At 70.9% G+C, this 22,984-nt stretch carries 14 protein-coding genes; 7 read left to right on the top strand and 7 right to left on the bottom strand.

Going from position 1 to position 22,984, the window contains the following annotated elements:
- Window positions 1-32 precede the first annotated feature (32 nt).
- From ACFMQL_RS28250 to ACFMQL_RS28270, 5 genes are all read right to left on the bottom strand, one after another.
- A complete protein-coding gene (locus ACFMQL_RS28250; protein WP_364054608.1) occupies window positions 33-875 on the bottom strand; it encodes an ABC transporter ATP-binding protein in 843 nt (280 codons plus the stop codon).
- On the bottom strand, window positions 872-1,816 hold the full coding sequence (locus ACFMQL_RS28255) for an ABC transporter ATP-binding protein (protein ID WP_364054605.1): 945 nt from the start codon (window positions 1,814-1,816) through the stop codon (window positions 872-874). The genes ACFMQL_RS28250 and ACFMQL_RS28255 overlap by 4 nt, the downstream gene beginning before the upstream one ends.
- On the bottom strand, window positions 1,806-2,804 hold the full coding sequence (locus tag ACFMQL_RS28260; RefSeq protein WP_378787832.1) for a branched-chain amino acid ABC transporter permease: 999 nt from the start codon (window positions 2,802-2,804) through the stop codon (window positions 1,806-1,808). The genes ACFMQL_RS28255 and ACFMQL_RS28260 overlap by 11 nt, the downstream gene beginning before the upstream one ends.
- Before the next feature lie 16 nt (window positions 2,805-2,820).
- Window positions 2,821-3,990 carry a branched-chain amino acid ABC transporter permease gene (locus ACFMQL_RS28265; protein WP_364054599.1) on the bottom strand — a complete coding sequence of 390 codons (1,170 nt, stop codon included), beginning with the start codon at window positions 3,988-3,990 and terminating at the stop codon, window positions 2,821-2,823.
- A 568-nt stretch (window positions 3,991-4,558) separates the two neighbouring features.
- Window positions 4,559-4,930: a hotdog fold thioesterase gene (locus ACFMQL_RS28270; protein ID WP_364054596.1), complete on the bottom strand. Its 372-nt coding sequence runs from the start codon at window positions 4,928-4,930 to the stop codon at window positions 4,559-4,561.
- A 104-nt stretch (window positions 4,931-5,034) separates the two neighbouring features.
- On the opposite strand from ACFMQL_RS28270, the gene polA reads away from it, so the two are divergent.
- From polA to rpsA, 3 genes are all read left to right on the top strand, one after another.
- Window positions 5,035-7,725 (top strand): DNA polymerase I, encoded by a 2,691-nt coding sequence (gene polA, locus ACFMQL_RS28275; protein WP_364054593.1) that lies wholly within the window; start codon window positions 5,035-5,037, stop codon window positions 7,723-7,725.
- Between the two features lie 105 nt (window positions 7,726-7,830).
- The gene (locus ACFMQL_RS28280) at window positions 7,831-8,925 is read left to right on the top strand and encodes a polysaccharide deacetylase family protein (RefSeq protein WP_364054590.1); all 1,095 of its coding nucleotides are present in this window, start codon (window positions 7,831-7,833) and stop codon (window positions 8,923-8,925) included.
- Between the two features lie 192 nt (window positions 8,926-9,117).
- On the top strand, window positions 9,118-10,596 hold the full coding sequence (gene rpsA, locus ACFMQL_RS28285) for a 30S ribosomal protein S1 (RefSeq protein WP_364054587.1): 1,479 nt from the start codon (window positions 9,118-9,120) through the stop codon (window positions 10,594-10,596).
- A 514-nt stretch (window positions 10,597-11,110) separates the two neighbouring features.
- On the opposite strand, the gene ACFMQL_RS28290 is transcribed toward rpsA, so the two are convergent.
- Window positions 11,111-11,557 carry a hypothetical protein gene (locus ACFMQL_RS28290; protein ID WP_378787836.1) on the bottom strand — a complete coding sequence of 149 codons (447 nt, stop codon included), beginning with the start codon at window positions 11,555-11,557 and terminating at the stop codon, window positions 11,111-11,113.
- Between the two features lie 2,445 nt (window positions 11,558-14,002).
- Between ACFMQL_RS28290 and ACFMQL_RS28295 the strand changes: the two genes are divergently transcribed.
- From ACFMQL_RS28295 to ACFMQL_RS28310, 4 genes are all read left to right on the top strand, one after another.
- Window positions 14,003-14,422, top strand: coding sequence for an alpha/beta hydrolase (locus ACFMQL_RS28295; RefSeq protein WP_378787838.1), 420 nt, complete (start codon window positions 14,003-14,005; stop codon window positions 14,420-14,422).
- Between the two features lie 19 nt (window positions 14,423-14,441).
- Entirely contained in the window at window positions 14,442-14,903 is a 462-nt protein-coding gene (locus ACFMQL_RS28300; RefSeq protein ID WP_364057482.1) for a GNAT family N-acetyltransferase, read from the top strand.
- Window positions 14,904-14,940: 37 nt separating this feature from the next.
- A complete protein-coding gene (coaE, locus tag ACFMQL_RS28305) occupies window positions 14,941-15,543 on the top strand; it encodes a dephospho-CoA kinase (RefSeq protein WP_364054584.1) in 603 nt (200 codons plus the stop codon).
- Window positions 15,544-15,767: 224 nt separating this feature from the next.
- Complete coding sequence (locus tag ACFMQL_RS28310; protein ID WP_364054581.1) at window positions 15,768-17,357, top strand: glycoside hydrolase family 43 protein; 1,590 nt, start codon at window positions 15,768-15,770, stop codon at window positions 17,355-17,357.
- Here the strand turns inward: ACFMQL_RS28310 and ACFMQL_RS28315 are convergent.
- The gene (locus ACFMQL_RS28315; RefSeq protein WP_378787839.1) at window positions 17,354-22,942 is read right to left on the bottom strand and encodes a TIR domain-containing protein; all 5,589 of its coding nucleotides are present in this window, start codon (window positions 22,940-22,942) and stop codon (window positions 17,354-17,356) included. The two genes, ACFMQL_RS28310 and ACFMQL_RS28315, sit on opposite strands and share 4 nt — an antisense overlap.
- Between the last annotated feature and the right edge of the window lie 42 nt (window positions 22,943-22,984).

Raw genomic sequence — 22,984 nt, forward strand, 5'->3', positions numbered from 1 at the left:
ACCCTTCCCCGTCTTGCGGTTGATCCGTTACGTTACGCCTTCGCGAGCGTGCCGAGGTACAGCTCGATGACCTTGGGGTCGTCGGCGAGCTGCCGCCCGGTGCCGGTGTAGGCGTTGCGGCCCTGGTCGAGGACGTAGCCGCGGTGGCAGATCTGCAGGCAGCGGCGTGCGTTCTGCTCCACCATGATCACGGTCACGCCCGCCTTGTTGATCTGCTGGGCCTGGATGAAGACCAGGTCCTGCAGCTTCGGCGACAGGCCCGCGGACGGCTCGTCCAGCAGCAGCACGGACGGTTCGGTCATGAGCGCCCGCGCCATCGCCACCATCTGCCGCTCACCGCCCGACAGGGAGCCGGCGCGCTGCTTGCGCCGCTCCTTGAGCGCGGGGAACAGCTCGGCCACGAACTCGAAGCGCTCCTTGAACTTCCCCGGCACCTGGAAGGCGCCCATCTCGAGATTCTCCTCGATGGTGAGGCTGGGGAAGACGTTGTTGGTCTGCGGGACGTAGCCGACGCCCCGCGAGACCAGGTCGTGCGCCTTCATGTTCGTGATGTCCTCGCCCTTGAGCAGGACGGTGCCGCTGCGGATGGTGACCAGCCCGAACATGGCCTTCAGCAGCGTCGACTTGCCGGCGCCGTTGGGACCGATGATGCCGATCAGCTCGCCCGGCTTCACGTACAGGTCGGTGCCGTTGAGGATGTTGACGCCCGGCAGGTAGCCCGCGATGAGCTCGTCGCAGCGCAGCACCGCGTCCTTGGCGCCCTCCAGGTGGGCGCTGCGGTCGGTGACGGCGCGCGCCGACTTCGCCGGGGCGGCCTCCGGGGTGGGCTCTTCGGCCTGCCCGTTCGCCGGGGTCGGCGATTCGTCGGCGCTCACTTCTGGGCCTCCTCTTCGATCTCGGCTTCCAGGGCCTCCTCGGCCTCGTGGAGCTGGGACTCAAGCTCGGTGTCGGTAAGCGGCGCGTCGTGGTGGGCGCCCAGGTAGGCGTCGACGACGCGCTCGTCCGACATGATCGTCGAGGGCGGGCCCTCGGCGATGACCGCGCCCTGAGCCATGACGATCACCCAGTCGCTGATGTCGCGGACCATGTCCATGTCGTGCTCGACGAACAGCACCGTCATGCCCTGCTCGCGCAGGTCCTTGACGTGGCCGAGCAGCGACTGCGTCAGCGCCGGGTTCACACCGGCCATCGGCTCGTCGAGCATGACCAGCTCCGGCTTGACCATGAGCGCGCGGGCCATCTCCAGCAGCTTGCGCTGGCCGCCGGACAGCGAACCGGCGAAGTCGTCGCGCTTGGCGTCGAGCTTGAACCGGGCCAGTAGCTCCTCGGCCCGCTCGGTGATCTCCGCCTCCTGGTCGCGCCAGAAGGCGGGGAACATGGCGCGCCAGAAGCTCTCGCCTTTCTGCTGCTGGGCGCCCAGGCGCATGTTCTCCAGCACGGTCAGCCGGGACAGCGCCTTGGTGAGCTGGAACGTGCGCACCATGCCGGCGCGGGCGACCTTGTGCGCGGGCACGCCGTTCATGGGCTTGCCGTTGAAGGTCCACGTGCCGGAGTCGGCCGTGTCGAAGCCGGTGAGCTGGTTGAAGAACGTCGTCTTGCCGGCGCCGTTGGGCCCGATCAGCGCGGTGATGGAGCCGCGCTGGATCTCGACGTGATCGACGTTGACGGCGGTGAGACCGCCGAAGCGGCGCACCACCTTGTCGACCACGAGGATGGGATCCGGCTTGGGCACGCCCGGGTCGCGGGGCAGGTCGGCGAACGCGGCCAGTGCGGCGGCCTTGCGCTCGCTGGTCGTGTTCTGGGTCTCAGCGTGCATCGATCGCTATCTCCCTCTTGTCACCGAAGATGCCCTGTGGCCGGAAGACGAGCAACAGGATGAGGCCGAGACCGACCAGGACGTACCGCAGCGCGCCGACCTGGTTGACGTCGATGAAGGTGATGTCGCCGGCCGCGACGGCCTCGCTGAGCACGCCGTTGAGCAGGACCAGCAGCACCCAGAACAGCATCGCGCCGACGACCGGGCCGAGCACGCGGGCCGCGCCGCCCAGAATGATCATCGTGTAGAGGTAGAACGTGGTCTCGGTGCCGAAGACGTCGGGCTGCACGGAGCCGTACGCCAGGCCGTAGATGAAGCCGCCCAGGCAGCCGATGACGCCACCGAGGATGAGCGCCTGCATCTTGTACGAGAACACGCTCTTGCCCAGGCTGCGCACCGCGTCCTCGTCCTCGCGGATGGCCTTGAGCACGCGGCCCCACGGGCTCTTCATGAGCATGAAGACGATGAGGCAGCACAGCGCGATGAGCACCCAGCCGACGGTCAGCACCCACATCGAGCGGTTGTTGAAGAACAGCGGGATCGGGCCGAGGTTGAAGCCGTAGTCGCCCTCGGGGTACGGGTTCAGCGCGTAGAAGCCGTCGCTGAAGCCGCGCTGTCCGTCGGAGCCGCCGAAGATGTCCTTGAACGTCACCGAGCGGAAGATGAGCCGGACGATCTCGGCCGCGGCGATGGTGACGATGGCGAGGTAGTCGGCGCGCAGCTGCAGGGTCGGGATGCCGAGCAGGAACGCGAGGACGACCGCGCCTGCGATGCCGACCGCGATGCCGACCCAGAACGGCAGGCCCATGACGGTCACCATGACCGCCATGCCGTAGCCGGCCACGCCCATGAACGCGGCCTGGCCGAAGTTGAGCAGGCCGGTGTAGCCGAAGTGGATGTTCAGGCCGATCGCGGCCAGGCCGTACAGCACCGTCTCCACGTTGATCGCGGACTTGATGGTGGTGCTGAGAATCGTGATCCAGTCCATTCTGATCCTCCCCCGATCAGCCGATCCGCTCGCGGCGGCCCAGGATGCCCTGCGGCCGAACGAGGAGCACGATGATGAGCACGGCCAGCGCACCGACGTTCTTCAGCTCCGGCGGCACCCACAGCGTGGAGACCTGGATGAACAGGCCGACCACGAGCGAGCCGACCAGGGCGCCGAACGCGGTGCCCAGGCCGCCGAGCGTCACGCCGGCGAAGATGAGCAGGAGGATCTCCTGGCCCATCGTGTACTTCAGGTTCTGGGAGAGCGCCAGCATGATGCCGGCCAGCGCGGCGATGGCGCCGCCGCCGGTCCAGATGATCCTGATGACGCGGTCGACGTTGATGCCGGAGGAGGCCGCGAGCGCCGGGTTGTCGGCCACCGCACGGGCCGCCTTGCCGGTCCTCGTCCGCAGCAGCGCGAACCCGACGATGATCAGCACGACGAGCTCGATGCCCATGGCGACCAGGTTCTTGGGAGCGGCCGAGATGGGGCCGATCTCGATGCCCGGTTGCGCGTTGTACTGGGCGTACGCTTCGGTCTGGCCGCCGAAGAAGATCAGGAACATGTAGCGCATGAAGAGCGCCACACCGATCGAGATGATCATCATGGCGATGATGCCGGTGCCCCGCTTACGGAGCTTGCCCCAGAACAGGCGATCCTGAAAGTAGCCGAGCACCGCTGCGACGAGGACGGCGATGATGGCGGCCGGGATCAGGTGCAGGCCCAGGCCGACGTTGAAGCCGTAGGCCAGCAGGGCGCCCAGGGTGACCAGCTCGCCGTGGGCGAAGTTGGTCAGGCCGGTGGTGCCGTAGATCAGCGACAGGCCGAGCGCGGCCAGCGCGATGATGAGGCCGAGGTTGAGGCCTTCGAAGGTGAGCTGGGCGGCCTGCGCCCAGAACGTGCTGCCGCCGCTGGTGCCGCCCTCCTCCTGCTGCTGCTCGCCGGCCGCGCCCTTGGGCTGGAGCGCGAAGAGGACGGTCGAGCAGTTGCCTTCGTAAACGGTCGGCGTACGGGTGTTGTTGCCGCCGCGCACCTCCGCGTTCTGCGGAAGGGTGCTGACATCGAGCGTGACCTTGTACTTACCCGGTTTGTCGACCTGTACTTCCCACGTGCCCTGGGGATTGGTGGTGACCTCCTCGACGGGTTGCCCGCTTTCGGTGGTCACGGCGATTTTGGCGCCGTTCACTGGCTGGCCTTGGAGTTTGAGCGTTCCCCTCAACCCCTGGCAATCGGCTGGATCCGCGTGCGCGGGGCCGGCAAGCAGGAAGATGAGTCCACTCAGAAAGGCCGTGAACGCGATCACGGCTCTGCGCAATGGTGCTCCCTCAAGTAGGTCAAGGCGGGGTTGTGCCCCTCCATCTCGACACGCGCGCATCGCAGGCACAACTGGGATGCAATGGCGGGAGCTTATTGCGGCTACGCCCGTTTCAGTATCGTTCGTCACCAATTAGTGACATGCGTGTGTCACTGATGTGAGCAAACAACGTGGCAGGTCAGGGGCTAAATCAGGGTAGACACCTGGCGCGCGGAGGAAACGATCTCGTAACGATCGGAAGATGAGGGTGGACGAGCCCGCGGGGGCGGCCGTTGGGGCCATGTCAGGCGCCGTCGGCCGTACACGGGAGCACCCCGCATACGCGGGGCCGGACACGTTTTCTACTTGGCCTCCCCGCGGGCTCTGGTGAAACCACCGTAGCGACCCGCGGGGGGCATGCGCAAAGGGTCAAAGAGAGTGACGTATGGGACGCTTCTGGTCAAGCGTCGCGAAGCATGCAGGTGAGGCGTGAGGTGCACACGCGCCTGCCCTGCTCGTCGGTGATCTCGATGTCGTACGTCGCCAGCGTCCTGCCGCCGTGCAGCCGGGTCGCCACCCCCGTGACCCAGCCCTCGCGGGCCGAGCGGTGATGGGTGGCGTTGATCTCGATGCCCACGGCGATCCGGCCGGCGCCGGCGTGCACGGCCGCGCCCACCGAGCCCAGTGTCTCGGCCAGCACCGCCGAGGCCCCGCCGTGCAGCAGCCCGTACGGCTGCGTGTTCCCCTCGACCGGCATCCGGCCCACCACCCGCTCCGCCGAGACCTCGAGGAACTCGATGCCCATCCGGTCGGCGAGCGTGTTCTTGTGCATGTCGCGGAGTATCGAGACGTCCATAGGGTCGGTCTGCGTCAAAGTGACGCCTCCACTCTTCCGAGCTCGGGTTTTCTGTCGGAGACGCAGACTAGGCTGCGGGTGTGCCGAAGAGTGAAGTGACCCCCAGCCGCCCGTGCCTGCTGCTGCTTGACGGGCATTCGCTGGCCTATCGCGCGTTCTACGCGCTCAAAGACGCCAACCTCATGACCACCGACGGTCAGCACACCGAGGCGGTCTACGGGTTCACCTCGATGCTGACCAACGTCCTGCGCGACGAGCGCCCCACGCATGTCGCGGTGGCCTTCGACCGGTCGGAGCCGACGTTCCGCCATGAGGAATACGCCGACTACAAGGCCAACAGGGCCGAGACGCCCGAGGACTTCCGCGGCCAGATGCAGCTCATCTTCGAGCTGCTCGACGTGCTGCGCATCCCGCGCCTGTCCAAGGCCGGCTTCGAGGCCGACGACCTCATCGCCACCCTGGCCACCCGTGCGCGCGAGCAGGGCATGGACGTTCTGATCGTCACCGGTGACCGCGACGCGCTGCAGCTCGTCGACGAGCACGTCACGGTCCTGATGACGCGGCGCGGCATCAGCGACATGACCCGCTTCACCCCCGAGGCGGTCCAGGAGAAATACGGTCTGACCCCGGCGCAGTACCCCGACTTCGCCGCCCTGCGCGGCGACCCCAGCGACAACCTCCTGAGCATCCCCGGCGTGGGGGAGAAGACCGCGGCCAAGTGGGTGCGCGAATACGGCTCGCTCGCCGCGCTCGTCGACCGGGTCGACGAGGTCAAGGGCAAGGTCGGCGACAAGCTGCGCGAACACGTCGCCCAGGTGCTGATGAACCGCCGGCTGACCGAGCTGCTGCGCGACGTCCCGATCGAGGCCGAGCCCGCCGAGCTGAAGCAGGGCGCCTGGGAGCGCGAAGAGATCGACAAGCTGTTCGACACCCTGCAGATCCGCGGCGAGCTGCGCGATCGGGTCTTCAAGGTGCTCGGCACCGGCGAGCAGGAGCCCGAGCAGGGCTTCGAGGTCGAGACCGTGCTGCTCGGCCCCGGCCGGGTGGCCGGCTGGCTCGCGGCGCTGCCCGAGGGCCGGGCCGGGCTCGCGTTCAAGGGCGTCTACGGCAGCGGCACCGGCCGCATCGACGCCATCGCCATCGCCTCGCCCGACGGCACCGCCGCCCACATCGACCCGGTCAAGCTGACCGAGGAGGACGAGGCGGCCCTGCGTGCCTGGCTGGGCGACGACACCAAGCCCAAGGCCGTCCACGACGCCAAGGGGCCCATCCTGGCGCTGTGGGCGCAGGGCATGGAGCTGCGCGGGCTGAGCTGCGACACCGCGCTCGCCGCCTACCTCGCGATGCCGGGCCAGCGCACGTTCGCGCTCGAAGACCTCGCCCGCCGCTACCTCCACCGCGACCTGCGCGCCGAGCACGAGGACAACGGGCAGGCCGCGCTCTTCGGCGACGACGAGGACGCCCCGGCCAAGGACCTCGCGCTGCGCGCCCACGTCGTGCTCGAGCTGGCCGAAGCCCTGGAGAAGTTCCTGGCCGGCCGGGGCGGCACCCAGCTCCTGGCCGACGTCGAGCTGCCGCTGCTGTCGGTGCTCGCCGAGATGGAGCGGACCGGCATCGCGGTCGACCGAGACTACTTCGCCGCCCTCGAGGCCGAGTTCGGCGCCGCGGTCAAGCAGGCGGTGGAGGAGGCGCACCGCTCGGTCGGCGAGCAGTTCAACCTCGGCTCGCCCAAGCAGCTGCAGGAGATCCTCTTCGTCCGGCTCAACCTCCCCAAGACGAAGAAGATCAAGACCGGCTACAGCACCGACGCCGACCAGCTCGCCTGGCTGGCCACCCAGACCGACCACGAGCTGCCCACGATCATGCTGCGCCACCGCGACCAGCAGAAGCTGCGCACCACGGTCGAGGGCCTCATCAAGGAGATCGGCGACGACGGGCGCATCCACACCACGTTCAACCAGATCATCGCCGCCACCGGCCGGCTGTCGTCGGAGAAGCCCAACCTGCAGAACATCCCGATTCGCACCGCCGAGGGCCGCCGCATCCGGCAGGGCTTCGTGGTCGGCGAGGGCTACGAGACGCTGCTGACCGCCGACTACAGCCAGATCGAGCTGCGCATCATGGCCCACCTGTCGGGCGACGAGTCCCTGATCGAGGCGTTCGAGTCGGGCCACGACTTCCACCAGGCCACCGCCGCCCGCGTGTTCGACCTGCCGCCCGAGCAGATCGACGGCGAGCTGCGGGCCCGCATCAAGGCGATGAACTACGGCCTGGCCTACGGCCTGTCCGACTTCGGGCTCGCCGGGCAGCTCAACATCCCGGTGGCCGAGGCGCGGGCGCTGAAGGAGGAGTACTTCGAGGAGTTCGGCGGTGTCCGCGACTTCCTGCAGGCCATCGTCGCCCAGGCGCGCAAGGACGGCTACACCGAGACGATCATGGGCCGCCGCCGCTACCTGCCCGACCTCACCAGCGACAACCGCCAGCGCCGCGAGATGGCCGAGCGGATGGCGCTCAACGCCCCCATCCAGGGCTCGGCGGCCGACATCATCAAGGTCGCCATGCTCAACGTGCACCGGGCGATCGCCGAGGAGGGGCTGGCCTCGCGGATGCTGCTGCAGGTCCACGACGAGCTGGTGTTCGAGGTCGCGCCGGGCGAGCTGGAGCGGCTCACCCAGCTCGTACGCGAGCAGATGAACGCCGCCTACCACCTGCGCGTCCCGCTGGAGGTCTCGGTGGGCGTCGGCCGCACCTGGGAGGACGCCGGACACTGACCGGGCGGGGCCGGGGAGGGCTTGGGGCGGTAGCCGCGAAAGCCGCGCCGTGGGCGGTTCTGCACTAATGTGTGGAGCCGTCATCACCGAACGGCCGGGAGTTTCGTGCGGTTACCAGCGTCACTCACGCGGATCATCGTCGTCGCGAACGTAGCGGTGATCACGGTCGCCGTCATCGGGCTCGTCCTCATGCCAGGCGAGCCGAGACCGCACGCCAGACCCGAGGCCGCCACCACCGTCCAGGGCAGCGCGGAGCCGCCCGCGCCCACCCCGGTCGGAGAGCCGCCGGGGGTGGTGTCCACGCCCGAGTTCGCCCGGCAGGTGCGCGCCAACGAGGCGGGGCTGGTGCCGGTGCTGATGTACCACCGCATCCTCGCCAAGCGGCGCGCCTCGCTCGACCGTACGCCCGCCCAGCTCCGCAAGGAGCTGGAGAAGCTGGCCAAGCGCGGCTACGTGCCCATCACGGCGGCCGAGTTCGTCAAGGGCGACATCAGGGTGCCGGCCGGCAAGTTCCCCGTCGTGCTGACGTTCGACGACGGCCACCCCAGCCACTTCGCGCTGGACGCCAAGGGCCGGCCGCGGCCCGACACCGCCGTGGGCATCATCCAGGAGGTGGCCGCCCGATATCCGGGCTTCCGGCCGGTGGCCACGTTCTGGGTGAGTAAAGAGCCGTTCGGGCTGCGCGAGCACGACGCGCAGGCGGCGGCCGTGCGGTGGCTGGTCGACCACGGCTACGAGGTGGCCAACCACACCTGGAGCCACCCCGACCTGCGCACGCTCAAGAGCGAGAAGGTCAGGGAGCAGATCGCCCGGCTCGAGCGGCTGCTGAAGAAGCTCGGCGCGCCGCCGTCCCAGACCATGGCTTTGCCGTACGGGTCGATGCCCCGGGGGAAGAAGACGGCCAGGAAGGGCTCGTGGAAGGGCACGCGCTACGACTTCGCCGGCGTGTTCCTCGCCGGGGCCGAGCCGTCCGTTTCGCCGTACGCGAAAAAGTTCGACCGCGGGGCGATCCAGCGCATCCAGAGCAACGGCAAGAAGGGGGAGTGCCGCAAGTGGTGCTCCCAATACTGGCTCGAGTGGCTGGACCGCCATCCCCGCAAGCGCTTCGTGAGCGACGGCGACCCGGAAAGAATCTCCATTCCGAAGAAAGCTCGGGGTAATATCGTCGCCAAGCATGGGCTCCAGGTCATCACCTACTGAGACCTCCCCGGATTGACCCCGTGGCGTTGGTCTCATATGCTGATCGCTGCGCTGTGGGCTCGCGCGCGCCTCAGACGGAGCGGGCTCGCGCTCGGTCACGTCGATGTCGTAATTCCTCGGCTTGATGCGGAAGAGGGCCTGCCGCGCATCCGCCACATCGACATCCTGTCCGCGTTCGGAGCAATTCCACACATGACGTCCAGCACTGAGGCCACCTCGAGCACCCCGCAGGTAGCGGTCAACGACATCGGGTCCGAGGAAGCCTTCCTCGCGGCGATCGACGAGACCATCAAGTACTTCAACGACGGCGACATCGTCGAGGGCACCGTCGTCAAGGTCGATCGAGACGAGGTTCTTCTCGATATCGGCTACAAGACCGAGGGTGTCATCCCCTCGCGCGAGCTTTCGATCAAGCACGATGTCGATCCCGCTGACGTCGTGGAGGTCGGCGAACACGTCGAGGCTCTCGTTCTCCAGAAGGAGGACAAGGAGGGCCGCCTGATCCTGTCCAAGAAGCGTGCTCAGTACGAGCGCGCCTGGGGCACGATCGAGAAGATCAAGGACGAGGACGGCATCGTCACCGGCACCGTCATCGAGGTCGTCAAGGGTGGTCTCATCCTCGACATCGGCCTGCGGGGCTTCCTCCCCGCCTCCCTGGTCGAGATGCGCCGTGTTCGCGATCTGCAGCCGTACGTGGGTCGTGAGCTCGAGGCCAAGATCATCGAGCTTGACAAGAACCGCAACAACGTCGTCCTGTCGCGCCGCGCCTGGCTCGAGCAGACGCAGTCCGAGGTTCGCCAGACCTTCCTCAACACCCTGCAGAAGGGTCAGGTCCGCAAGGGCGTCGTCTCCTCGATCGTCAACTTCGGTGCCTTCGTGGACCTCGGCGGCGTCGACGGTCTGGTCCACGTGTCCGAGCTGTCCTGGAAGCACATCGACCACCCGTCCGAGGTCGTCGAGGTCGGCCAGGAGGTCACGGTCGAGGTCCTCGACGTCGACATGGAGCGCGAGCGCGTCTCCCTGTCGCTCAAGGCCACCCAGGAAGACCCCTGGCAGCAGTTCGCCCGCACCCACCAGATCGGCCAGGTCGTGCCGGGCCGCGTCACCAAGCTGGTGCCGTTCGGCGCGTTCGTCCGGGTCGAGGAGGGCATCGAGGGCCTGGTCCACATCTCCGAGCTGGCCGAGCGCCACGTGGAGATCCCGGAGCAGGTCGTCCAGGTCGGCGACGAGATCTTCGTCAAGATCATCGACATCGACCTCGACCGTCGCCGCATCAGCCTCTCGCTGAAGCAGGCGAACGAGGGCGTGGGTGCCGAGGTCGAGTTCGACCCGACGCTCTACGGCATGGCCGCCACCTACGACGAGCACGGCAACTACATCTACCCCGAGGGCTTCGACCCGGAGACCGGGGAGTGGCTCGAGGGCTTCGACAAGCAGCGCGAGGAGTGGGAGCGGCAGTACGCCGAGGCCCAGCAGCGCTACGAGGCCCACAGGCGGCAGATCGAGGAGGCCCGCAAGGCCGAGGCGGAGGCCGGCGAGGCCGCTCCCTCGTCCTACAGCGGCGAGAGCCAGGGCCAGCAGGGCGGCTCGTCCGCTCCGGCCAGCGGCGCGCTCGCCTCTGACGAGGCGCTCGCCGCGCTGCGCGAGAAGCTCGCGGGCGGCCAGAGCTGACGCCCCGCACCGGGCATCGGCCGCCGCCTGAGGCTTAGCCGCCTCGGGTTCGTGGCCGGAAAGAAGTGGCGGAAGGCCCCGCACGGATCACCGTGCGGGGCCTTCCGCATGCCGGGGAGGTTTTCCGCTGCTTTTGTTACGCCGGCGCCGCGCTCCTGGGGCCGCTGCCGTGCTGGATCGGAGGCCGGGTGTTCTCGCGCCGACGACCGCCCCACCAGCCGCGTGCCCTGCACCGCCCCCAGGCCCCGGCGGTCGCAGACGCGGGCTGCTTTTGCCGCCCTGGGGCGTGCTTCTCCTCGCTCACCGGGCGCGTTGGAACCCCGGCGGCGTGTTGCGAGTCGTCAGCCCGCTTGACTCGCACACGACATGAGCGAACTTTTCCGGATTCGTCGGCTGGCGCGCCGAGATTTTACTTGAGGGTCTTTGCAAACCTGTGACCTGTGGTGATGGGCGCTGCCAAACTGGGCGGCGCTTGGTGGCTGCGACTGTCAGGAGCGACGTACGTGGGCATGGTTCAGCCGGTCATCCGGGCGGCGGCGGGTCTCACGGCGGTCATCGCCGTCCTCGCTGCCGCCGTACCGGCCGCGTCGGGCGTGGCGGACCCGGCGGACGCGCCGAGAGGGCGTGACGATGGCGGGCTGTGGGCGGAGCCGCCCGGCGCGGCGAACGGCCGGCTCGGGCGGGTGCGATGGCGGGAGTGCGGCGACGGGCTCAGGTGCGGGAGACTTTCGGTGCCCGTCGACTGGAAGCGGCCCGGCGGGACGCGTACGGAGATCGACCTGGCCTGGCTGCCCGCCCGCGACCCGCGCCGCAGCCTGGGCCCGCTGATCGTGAACACCGGCGAGGGCTCCACCATCCAGGGCGTGCGCGCCCGGCCCGACACGGTGAGCGAGCTTGCCCGGTGGTTCGACGTGGTGCTCTTCGAGCCGCGCGGCATCGGTGACCGGGGGAGCACCGCCATGGTGCGCTGCTCCGTGCCGCCGCCCGACCCCCGGAGGCTCCAGCTGGCCTCCACAGAGGCCGCATGGCGCTCCTACGCCGGTCACAACGCCGCCTATGACAGAAGCTGCCGGATCGCCTCCGGGCCCGCCTACGACGGCCTCACGGCCTGGCAGGTGGCACACGACCTCGACGTCCTGCGGGACGCGCTCGGCGAGCGTCGCCTGCGGTACTTCGGCAACGGGTACGGGGCCGTCTACGGGCAGGCGTACCTGGAGTTGTTCCCCGGCAAGGTCGGGCGGATGTACCTGGAGGGCGTACCCGATCACTCCGAGCCCAGCCTGGGCAGGCGGCTCATCGCCCGCGCCCGTGCGGCCGAGCGGCGGCTGCGCTCCTTCCGCGACTGGTGCGCCGGTCGGCTGGGGTGTCCGCTCGACGGCGATGCGATCGCGGTCTTGGACGACCTCCTCGAACGCGCCCCCTTGCCGGTCCAGCCTGAGCACGGACGCACCCCGCTGCCTACTGGTCCGGGACGCGACCTCGCCTCTCCGTCCGTCGATCCGGGGCGCACAACACTCGCTCCTTCGTCCGTTGGTCCCGGGCGCCAAACACTCGCTCCTTCGCCCGCTGGGCCTGGACGTGATCCCGCCCCTTCGCCCGCTGAACCTGGACGCGAACGCCCGTCTCTGTCGGCCGGTTCCGGGCAGGAGCGTGCGTCTCTGTCGGTCGGTTCCGGGCAGGAGCGCGCGTCTCTGTCGGTCGGTTCCGGGCAGGAATCTCTGTCGGTCGGTTCCGGGCACGAGCGCGTGCCTCTGCCGGAGGGTTCCGGGCAGGAGCGCGCGCCCGCCGGAACACCGGCGGCACGCGGGCATGTGCGTGCGGGTTCTCTTGGCGAGCCCCGTTCCGCTTCCGGCCCTGATCTCGGCTCCCTGCTCGGCAAGGCTCCGCTGGTCGCGGGCGTCGGGCTAGGCGGGTTGCTGGGCGGTGCGCCTGGCGTAGCCGTTTCTGGGGTCGGCGGGCTGGTCGGCCTCGTTCCTCCAGAGGCGGTGCGCCCCGGTGGCGATGCCCTGCTCGGTGGGAAGTCCTCGACGGCGGGCACTGGTGACGGTGGGCTGCCCGGCGAGGAGCCTTCGGTGCCGGGCGGCGGAGCCGGTGGGCCGGCCGGCAGGGTGCCTGCGGCGGCGGGTCCTGGGGAGGCGGGTCCTGGGGAGGCGGGTCCTGGGGTGGATGTGCTGCTTGGGGAAGCGCCTTCGGCGGCGGCTCGCGGGTTTGAAGGGTTGCTGGGCGCGGCGCCTCTGGTGGCGGGTCCTGAGGTGAGTGGTCTGATCGGTGAGGCGGCTTCGGCTGCGGGTTCTGGGGGCCGGGGGTCGCGTGGCGGTGCTTCTTCGGAGGTGGAGCCTCGGGTCGATGGGCTGCTCGGCGAAGAACCTCTGGTAGGGGGGTCTCGGCTCGGTCGGCTGCTGGGTGCGGCGCCCTTGGTCGATGGCGGCTTGCTGAGTGGGGAGCCGTCGGCCGTCGCTCCTGGGCGTGGTGGCGCGGTGAAGAGGTCGCCTTCGGAGCACCGTGCGGCACGCGACGAGGAGCATGAGCGGCTGCCGGGTGGGCGTGATGCGCTGCGTGGGCGGGCGGGGGAGGGCGTCCGGGCCGGGCGGGTGATCGACGAGCGGAGGATCACCGCCGCCGTGCTTGCCGGGCTTGAAGCGCGGCGGTGGCCGGAGCTGGCCAGGGCGCTCGCCGCTGCAGAGGAGGGCGATGTCCGGGCGCTGGCGGCGCTCGCCGCCGTGCGGCGGCCTGACGCGCCTGCCACCGTCTCCCGTGCGATGCACTGCCACGACTTCATGCCCGTCGTGCCCGGTTACCGGAGCTTCCTGCGCATGGAGTCCCGGCTGCGTGAGGTGGCACCTCGGGTGGGGTGGCTGACCGCTCGCTACGAGGTCGGCAAGTGCCTCGGCTTGGACACCCGCCCGAGCTGGCGGCCTCACCCCCTGCGGATCGACCGGTCCCGGCTGACCGGTGCTGAGGAGTCCGCGCCGGCCGGAGGTGGTGACGAGTCCGCGCCGGCCGGAGGTGGCGGGCAGCCCGCGTCAGCCGGAAGCGGCGAGGGCCGGCCTCTTCGGGAGCGGCCGGAAGCCGGTCGGCGCGGACCGGCGCCACCAGCCCTTCGCCCCACGGCCGCGGCGTATGGGAGCCCGGTGCCACCGTCCCCACGCCCCGAGGCGGTGACGCTTCTGAGCCCAGCGGCCTCGGCGCCTCGCCCCGCTATGGTGCTGGGTCGGAGGTCGGCGCCGTCGGTTCCTCGCCCCGAGGTGGTGCCGGTGATGATGCCGGCTCCGTGGGCCGGAGTGGCGGCGAACCGGAGGCCGGTGGTGGTGACCCCTTGCTCAGAGGTGGTCGCGGGCCGCAGGGCAGTGCCACCGGCTCGGCGGCAACCCCGGACGCGGGTGCCGGCCGCGAAGTGGATGGTGAGGTGGGCCGGACCCGTGGTGGCGAATCGGCGGTCATCGGTGGTGGCGGGTCGGCGGATGGCGATGGCGGTGGGTCGGCGGTCATCGGTGGCGGCGGGTCGGCGGGTGCCGATCGTGGTGCGTCACGAAGCGGTCGTGCTGCGCGACCCGCTGAGAGAGGGTCAGGGGCGGTTGTACTGGTCGGGATCGGGCGGCTCGACGTGGTGAGCCCGCCTGCGGCGGCGGCTCGGCTGGCCAGGCAGATCCCCGGCGCGGTGGTGCTGTGGCACGGGGACGGGCACGACGCGTACCTCCTGCAAGGGGCCGCCAAGCTGCGGGCCGCCTGCCTGCGGGCACGCGTGCACGACTTCCTGGTCAACGGCGTGGTGCCCAAGCCGCGTACGGTGTGCCCCGGCGAGCTCACGGCGGGGGAGGACCGCTGAGGGTAGGCTGCGACGGGTGGTGATCGAGCAGGCGGTGCCCGACGACGCGGGCGAGGTCCTGACCTTGCAGCGGGCGGCCTACGTCAGCGAGGCCCAGCTGTACGGCGACCCCTACATCCCGCCGCTGGTCGAGTCGCTCGAACAGGTGCGCAAGGTCATCGAGGACGCGGTGGTGCTCAAGGCGGTCGAGGCGGGCCGCATCGTCGGCGCCGTACGCGGCCGCCTGGCCGGCACCACCTGCCTGGTCGGCCGGCTGATCGTGGCCCCCGACCTTCAGGGCAGAGGCATCGGTACGGCCCTGCTGCGCGCCCTGCACGAGCGGGTGCCGCAGGCGCAGGCGTTCGACCTGTTCACCGGTCACCTGTCGGAGGCCAACCTGCGGTTCTACCGGAGGCTGGGCTACCGCGAGACCCACCGCGAGCGCATGGACGACCACCTGACCCTGATCCACCTGCGCATGACGCCGGAGCCGGCGGCCTGAGGCACCGGCGGGGATGGCGGGCGATAGGCTTTCCCGCGTGTTGAAGATCGGGCTCACCGGCGGGATCGGTTCCGGCAAGAGCGAGGTGTCCAAGCGGCTCGCGGCCAAGGGCGCGATGGTGATAGACGCCGACGTGATCGCCCGCGAGGTGGTCGAGCCCGGCACGCCGGGGCTGGCGCGGGTGGTGGAGACGTTCGGCGAGGATGTGCTGCGTCCCGACGGCTCGCTCAACCGGGAGAAGCTCGGCTCGATCGTCTTCAACGACTCGGAGAAGCTGGCGGCGCTCAACGCGATCGTGCATCCGCTGGTGGGGGAGCGGGTGGCGGAGCTGCAGCGTACGGCCCCCGACGACACGATCATGGTGTACGACGTGCCGCTGCTCGTGGAGAACAACCTGGCCTCCATGTACGACGTGGTGATCGTCGTCGACGCCCCCGACGAGCTGCGCATCCGCCGCCTGGCCGCATACCGCGGCATGGCGGAGGCCGACGCCAAGGCCCGCATCGCCGCCCAGGCGAGCCGGGACGAGCGGCTGGCCGCCGCCGACATCGTGATCCCCAACGACGGCTCGCTGGAAGATCTGGACGCCCGTGTGAACGAGGTCTGGGACGAGCTGCTGCGCCGTGCGGCCCACGCCTGAGCCTGCGCGCCTTTCTGCGGTCGCCCTCTGCGCCTGAGCCCTTCAAAAGCCTGAGCCCTTTAAAAGCCTGAGCTTTTCAAAGCCTGAGCCCTTTGAAGGCGGTCCTCGACTGAGAACCGTGCATGCCCTGTTCGCAAGGGTCTGTCCCCAAGATGCCTTGACGGCATGACATCCTTCCCTGACGATCAGAAAGATCGACCGGCAAGATCGTGGAAGGATCGCCGATGCCGCGCACGTCGCCGTGGCGGGCCGCTCACGTGGTGCTCGCCGCACTCATCGTCGCCCTGAGCCCGTCGATCCATGCACCCGCCCAGGCGGAAACGGCATCAGCCCAGGCCCAGCCCGCGGCCGCACCGGCCCAGCCTGCGGCGGCACAGGCCCAGACCGCAGCGCCACCGGCCCAGACCATAGCGGCACCGGACCAGGCCGTAGCGCCACGGGACCAGGCCGTAGCGACTTCGGCCCACGCGGCCTCGTACGAGCCGAAGCCCGGCACAGCGCGCGCGGCCGACTCGTTCCGCAACCCGGTCAACCCCTCCGCCGACCCCAGCCTGATCTACCACGACGGCTCCTACTACGTGGCCACGACCAGGGGCGACCGGATCGGCATCTGGCGGTCGCGCAGCCTGGCGACGCTGCTGGCCGAGCCGGAGCAGGTGGTGTGGCGGGACGGCGACGCGAGCCGTGACAAGCAGATGTGGGCGCCGGCCTTCCGGCACGTCGGCTCCCGCTGGTACATCTACTACACGGCGTCGGACGGGGTGGACGCCAACCACCGTATGTACGTCCTGGAGTCGGCGGGCGACGACCCCATGGGCCCGTACGCGTTCAAGGCCAAGATCGCCGACTTCGGCGAGTACGCGATCGACGGCGAGCCGATCACCCACAACGGGCAGATGTACTTCGTCTGGGCGGGCCCCGGCCGCGGCATGGGCGGGCCCGCGCAGCTGTACATCGCCCGCATGAGCAACCCGTGGACGGTCACCGGCGGCCGGGTGGCGATCCCGGCGGACGGCGGCTGCCCCGAGGTGCGCGAGGGACCGACACCGCTCTACCGCAACGGCCGGACGTTCCTCACCTACTCGACGTGCGACACCGGCAAGCCGGACTACCAGCTCTGGATGCTGAGCATCGCCGACGGCGCCGACCCGATGGTGGCGTCGAACTGGCGGCAGCACCCGGGGCCGGTGTTCTCGAGGAACGACGAGACGGGCGTGTGGGGCCCCGGGCACCACTCGTTCTTCCGCTCGCCCGACGGCACCGAGGACTGGATCGCCTACCACGCCAAGAACACCAGCACCTACACCTACGACTTCCGCACCACAAGGGTGCAGCGCTTCACCTGGAACGCCGACGGCACCCCGAACTTCGGCCGCCCGCTCGCGGCCGGCGCCACCCAGCGGCTGCCGTCCGGCGACCCCGGCGCCGCCACCTCGGTGATCAACGACTTCGACCCGCAGGTCACGTACGCGGGCACCTGGCAGTCCGGCTCGGGCTGCGGCAACCAGTGCTTCTGGGGCAACGATCACTGGAGCGGCCAGGCGGGCGCGACGGCGACGGTCACGTTCACCGGCAGCCGGGTTGCGCTGCTGAGCGTGCGCGACCGCGGCAACGGCATCGCCGCCATCTCCATCGACGGCGGCCCCGAGCAGCGGGTCGACTACTACAGCGGGATCCGGGTGGGCGAGCAGCTCAACTACCTGAGCCCGGTGCTGCCGTACGGCACGCACACGCTGCGCGTCCGGGTGACCGGCGAGCGCAACCCGGCCTCGGGCAGCACCGTGATCAGCATGGACCGCATCGAGGTCTACTAGAACGGCTCGTCGAGCGGCACCTGACGCACCTCCGGCAGGTACGCGTCCAGCTCGCCCAGCTCGAACCGCGCCATGCCGACCACGTGCCAGAACTGCCCGCCCGGCTCGCCCTGCACCTTGTAGCGGCCGTCGGGCGCGATGGCCGCCCACCCCTCGGGCAGCCCCAGCAGCGTCGCCAGCCGCCGGTCGCCCTCCCAGAGGATGACCACGCCGTCGTCGCCGGCGCTGGCCAGCAGCTCGGAGTCGGGTGCGGGGCTGAAGGCGACCGACCAGATGCGGCGGTTGTGCCCGGCCAGGATGCGCCGCAGGTCGCCGGTGGCGGCGTCGTAGATACGGATGAGCGCGTCGTCGCCCCCGGTGGCCAGCAGTGAGCCCGTCCCGTTGAACGCCGCGCTCCACAGCCGCCCCTCGTGCCGCAGCGTGTGGACCAGGCGCGGCGCCAGGCCGGGCGGCAGCTCCCACACCATGGCCCGGCCGTCGTTGCCGGCGCTGACGAGGTGGCGCCCGTCGGGGGAGTAGGAGACGGAGTAGACCCGGTCGGTGTGCCCTTCCAGGACGGCGACCCGGCGTCCTGTGCGGATGTGCCAGACGCGGACGAGCGTGTCGTCGCAGCCGGTGGCCACGTAGGCGCCGTCGGGGCTGAACGCGATCGAGCGCACCCTGCCGCGATGCTCGGCCAGGTTGCCGGAGAGCCGCCCGGTCGGCCGGTACCACAGGCGTACCGTGTCGTCGTCGTTGGCCGTGGCGAGCAGGTCGCCGTCGGGGCTGAACGCCTCGGCCCACACGTGCTCGGTCTCGGCGTTGAGCTCGCGCTCGTAGTCGCCGGTCGCGGCGTTCCAGAAGTGCACGCCGCCGTCGTTGCTGGCGGTGGCGAGCACCGGGCCCGCGGGGGAGAAGGACGCCGAGATCAGCCGGTCGGAGCTGCCGGTGAACTCGCGCAGCCGGCGGCCGGTGCGCGGCTCCCACAGCCGCACGATGCCGTCGTTGCCGCTGGTGGCCAGCATCGAGCCGTCGGCGCTGAAGGCGACGGAGGAGATGCGGCGGCCGTGGCCGCGCAGCACCCGCTGGCACTGGCCGGTCTGCGGGTCCCACAGGCGTACGGTGCCGTCGTTGCTGCTGGTGGCGAGCTGCTGCCCGTCGGGGCTGAACACGAACGGCCACACCGAGCTGCGGTGCCCGGTCAGCTCGACCTTGCCGGAGTCGCCGACGCGCTGCAGGCGCACCACGCCGTTGGCGTCGCCGCTGGCCAGGATCTGCCCGCCGGGGCTGAAGGCGACCTGGTAGACGTTGGTGGCGTGGGTGGTGTGCACGCCGCGCGTCTCGCCTGACGAGGTCCACAGGCGCACCGACCCGGCCGTGTCGCCGCTGGCCAGCAGCGTGCCGTCGGGCGAGAACGCCAGCGAGTAGACGCTGCCGAAGTGGCCGGTCAGCTCGTGCAGGCGGGTCCAGGTGGCGGTGTCCCACAGGCGTACGGTGCCCGCCTCGTCGCCGGTGGCGAGCAGCTTGCCGTCGGGGCTGTGCACGGCGCGGTAGACGCTGCCCCGGTGCTCGCCCAGCGTCTCCTTCATCTGCCCGGATCCGATGTCCCACACGCGCACGACGCCCGCGGCGTCGCCGGTCACCAGGGCCGAGCGGCCGAACGACGCGGTGTAGATCGGCGCCTGGTGCCCGGCCAGCTCGTGCAGCAGCCGGCCGGTGGCGCTCTCCCACACCCGGACGATGCCGTCGCCGCCGCCCGCCGCCACCAGGTCGCCCGAAGGGCTGAGCCGCAGCGGCCAGACGCCGCCCGGGTGGCCGTCCAGGCGGCGTACCGGCTCGCCGGTCAGCGCGTCCCACAGCAGCACCACGCCGTCGCTCGCGCCGGTCGCCATCAGGTCGCCGGCGAACGTCACGGCGTAGACGCGGCCCCGGTGACCCTGGAGCGTGCGCACGGGCGCGCCGCCGACGCACAGCAGCACGCCGCCGTCCTCGTTGCCGACCGCGATGGTCGCGCCGTCGGGGCTGTAGGCGATCGGCTCGGGCAGGCGGCTGTTCTGGAAGTGGTAGCCGTACGGGACGCCGATGCCGGCCGGGGCGAACTCCACCTCGACCGGCTGCCCCGGCACCACGGCGGCGCCGGGCAGGCGCGGCAGCGTGCCGGTCACGTCGATGAGCGTGGCGCGGTGCCAGCGGGCGCCCTCGACGGCCGCGTCGCTCAGGTCGACGCGCGCCAGCCGGGCCCCCGACAGGTCGGCGCCGCGCAGGTCGGCCCCGGTGAGCTGGGCGCCGTCGAGCCTGGCCCCGGTCAGGCGGGCCTCGCGCAGCACGGCCCTGGACAGGTTCGTGCCGACGAGCGTCGCCTCGGACAGGTCGGCGCCGGTCAGATCGACCTCGCGCAGGTCACGGGCCGACAGGTCCTCGCCCTTGAGGTTGGCGCCGCGCAGGTCCGTACGGGCGGGCGTGCGCAGCCTGGCGGCGATCTTGACGGCGTTGGCGCGGGAGACGTCGTCCTGCGGCGGGTCGTTCACCCAGGCGCGCAGCGCCCGCACGTCGGCCAGGTCGCACAGGAACTCCACGGTCAGCGCCGACAGCGGCCGGCGCGACAGCAGCTCGGGGCCGTCCATGGTGGCGGCGATGTGGCGGGCGATCAGCCACTCCATCACCGAGGTGTGGATGAACCCGAACATGCCCTCCTCGGTGCGCACCAGCAGGCTGCCCGAACCCATGCGGAACGCCGCGTGCGCGGCCGTGAGCTGCCCGTCGGCCAGGTCGGTCAGCGTCTCGCCGATCTCGGTCAGCTCGTCCATGCCGAGCAGCGACTCGCCCGACTCCCACAGCCGCACCGCCAGCGCCGTCACCGCCTGCCACAGCTCGTCCACGCTGAGCCCGCCGGTGGAGCCGGGAACCTTGGCCCGCCGCTCCTCGAAGGTCAGCCAGGAGGTGAGGATCTCCTCGTACAGCAGGGCCGGGCTGATCGTGTGGCGGGCCTGGGCGACCGTACGGAGGCGGTCGGCGTCGAGGTCGGCGATGAAACTCAGCATGCGCGGGTTCTGGGCCAGCGCGAGCAGGTCCTCCATCTCCCGCATCAGCGCCATGCGGGCGCCCGCCTCGGCGTCGTCGCCGAACCTGTTGGCCAGGTAGGAGCTGATCTGGTCGGGCGCGAAGTTCTCGACGCCGAGCACCCGCCGCTGCGGCAGCACGCCCACCATCTCGCCCAGCGAGGTCAGCACCTGGCTGTGCGACTTGAAGTGCTGCGTACGGCTGGCCACCACGATCTTCGCCTTGTCCTCGGCCGCGGCGAGCAGCGTCGCCAGGTGGTCGGCCGCGCGGTCGTAGGTGAGCCGGGTCACCAGCTCGTCGAACCCGTCGAACAGCAGCACGATGCGGCCCTGCCTGAGCAGGTAGCGGAACGCCTTGAGGTCGATGACCTCCTCGCCGTGGCTCGCCAGGTGGGCCGCCACCAGCGCGTCCACCGAGTGCGCCTTGTCGAGCGCGCGCAGCTCGATGAGGATCGGCGTCAGGTGGGGCAGCTCGGTGGGGATGCGGCGGGCCAGCTCGCGCAGCGCGAACGTCTTGCCGTGGCCGAAGTCGCCGAGCAGCAGCACGAAACGGCCGTGGTCGGCCGACAGCAGCCGCATCAGCTCGTCGGTCAGCCCGGCCTTGACCTGGCTGCCGGGGCGGTCGAGCTCGCGGTAGCGCTGGGGGACGTACAGGCTGGGCGGGTAGCGGCGGTCGGAGGTGAGCCGCGCGGTCTGCTCGGCGACGTAGCCGCTCAGGTCGAGCAGGCCCTGGAACTCGGTGAAGCTGCGCAGCCGCACGCCCTTGCGCATGAGGTCGTCGCGGACCGCGCGCGGCGCGGGCGGTCCCTGATAGACCAGCTCGGCCGACAGCCCGGCGGCGTGGGCGGTGCGCACGAACGCGGCGGCGCTCTCCGCGGTGACCTCGCCGACGTACGCGCCGATCATGGTCTGCCGGACGAACCCGTCCTCGGGGTGCGTGACCACGAGGTGGGTGTCGAACCTGCGGATCCTGGCCCGCTCGTGCCGCGCCTCGCACACCTCGGCGATGCGGTCGAGCAGCAGCTCGACGGGGCTGGGCGCGCGCCGCTCCGGCTCGGGCGCGGGCGGCGGCGCAGGCGGGGTCTGCCCGGTGAACGTGGTCTGCGCGGACCGCCACCTGGCGCGCACCCGCTCGGGCCGGCCCGCGTCGGGCAGCCATGTGCGCAGGCCGTCGGGGCCGATCTCGATCACCTGGTGCCGCCCGGCGCGCGGCGCGGCGATATGGCCCTCGCCCGCCGGGCCCGTGCCGCCGTGGAAGAGCAGGTTGAGGCGGTGGCCGAGGAGCCGCTCGTAGGTGGCGGCGTCGCGCAGCTCGGCCGGCGGGTGGCCCATCGCGCCCAGGCGCAGCCACGCGCGCTCCTCGTAGGGGCGCAGCCGTTCGGCGAACCAGGCCGCCTGCGCCTCCCCGATCATCGCGTACGCGTCGCGCTCCAGGTGGCTCATCGCCATCGTGGAGTTGAGCCCGGCCACGACCACCTGCAGGTCGGGCACCTCGAACATGGTCCACGGCTGCCCGCCGTCGAACACCCGGTCGTCCAGCCCCTGGTAGACCTCCCCGAACAGGGAGGCGAAGTGCCGCCACTTGGGCCAGTAGGGCGGCTGCGGCGCGACGTCGTCGGCCTCGCAGGTCAGGAAGTAGGCGCTGGCGGCGGCCTTGGTGACGTCGCGCGGGCCGGGCAGCAGGATGAGCCGGTGCGGCTCCAGGCCGAGCAGCAGCCGCAGGTCGGTGACGAACCGGGTGGCCTGCCCGAACTGGCCGAGCGTGCCCGACTCGGTGAGGTCGCCCGCGATGACCATGAGGTCGGGGCGCGGCATGCCGCGGTCGTACATGGCGGTCAGGTCGGCCCAGATGCGGGCCTGCATGTCCTCGGGCGTGAACGGGTCGCCCGGGTCGGGCAGCGCCCGGCCGAAGCGGGGCCCGCCGATGTGCAGCACGCTGATCGTCTCGCGCCCGCGCCCGGTGGCCGCGGCGGGCGGGAACGTCGGCGCGGTCACCGGCCTGCGCCTGGCCCTGGCCGGCTCGGCGGACTCGGGCAGGGCGGGCAGGGCCGGCGGCGGGGCGGGCACGGACGCCGGCACCGAGGAGCCGTCCGGGAACGCGGGCGGGACCTCGGGCTTGGCCCGGCCCGCCAGCGCCTCCCTGACCCGGCCGAGCAGCAGCGCCCTGGCCTGGCCCGGGTCGGTGACGCCCAGCAGGTCCACCCAGGTGATGGTGGACAGCAGCCCTTCGAGCGGCACGTCCTCCAGGCGGATGGTGACGAGCTTGTTGGACGGGTTGTCGGGGTCGGCGCGCAGCGCGGCCTGCCACTCCATGCGGCCGTAGCGCGAGCCGAGGTAGTTGCGCGAGAGCACGGCCACGACGAGCTTCGCCTCGCTGACGCCGCGGTCCATGAAGTCGATGAAGTTGGTGCCGGGCACGAAGTCCCACGCCTGGATCATGGTCTTGTAGCCCGCCGCCTCGAGCTCCCACGCGATCCAGGTCGCCCAGGCCGTGTCGGCCGGGGAGTAGCTGACGAAGATGTCGATCGGCCTGCCGTCACGTGCCATCTGCTCAGTATCTCCTGTGGGATCGGCGTTTTGCAGCGTGTG

Source organism: Nonomuraea fastidiosa, assembly GCF_042751225.1.
Taxonomy (GTDB): domain Bacteria; phylum Actinomycetota; class Actinomycetes; order Streptosporangiales; family Streptosporangiaceae; genus Nonomuraea; species Nonomuraea fastidiosa.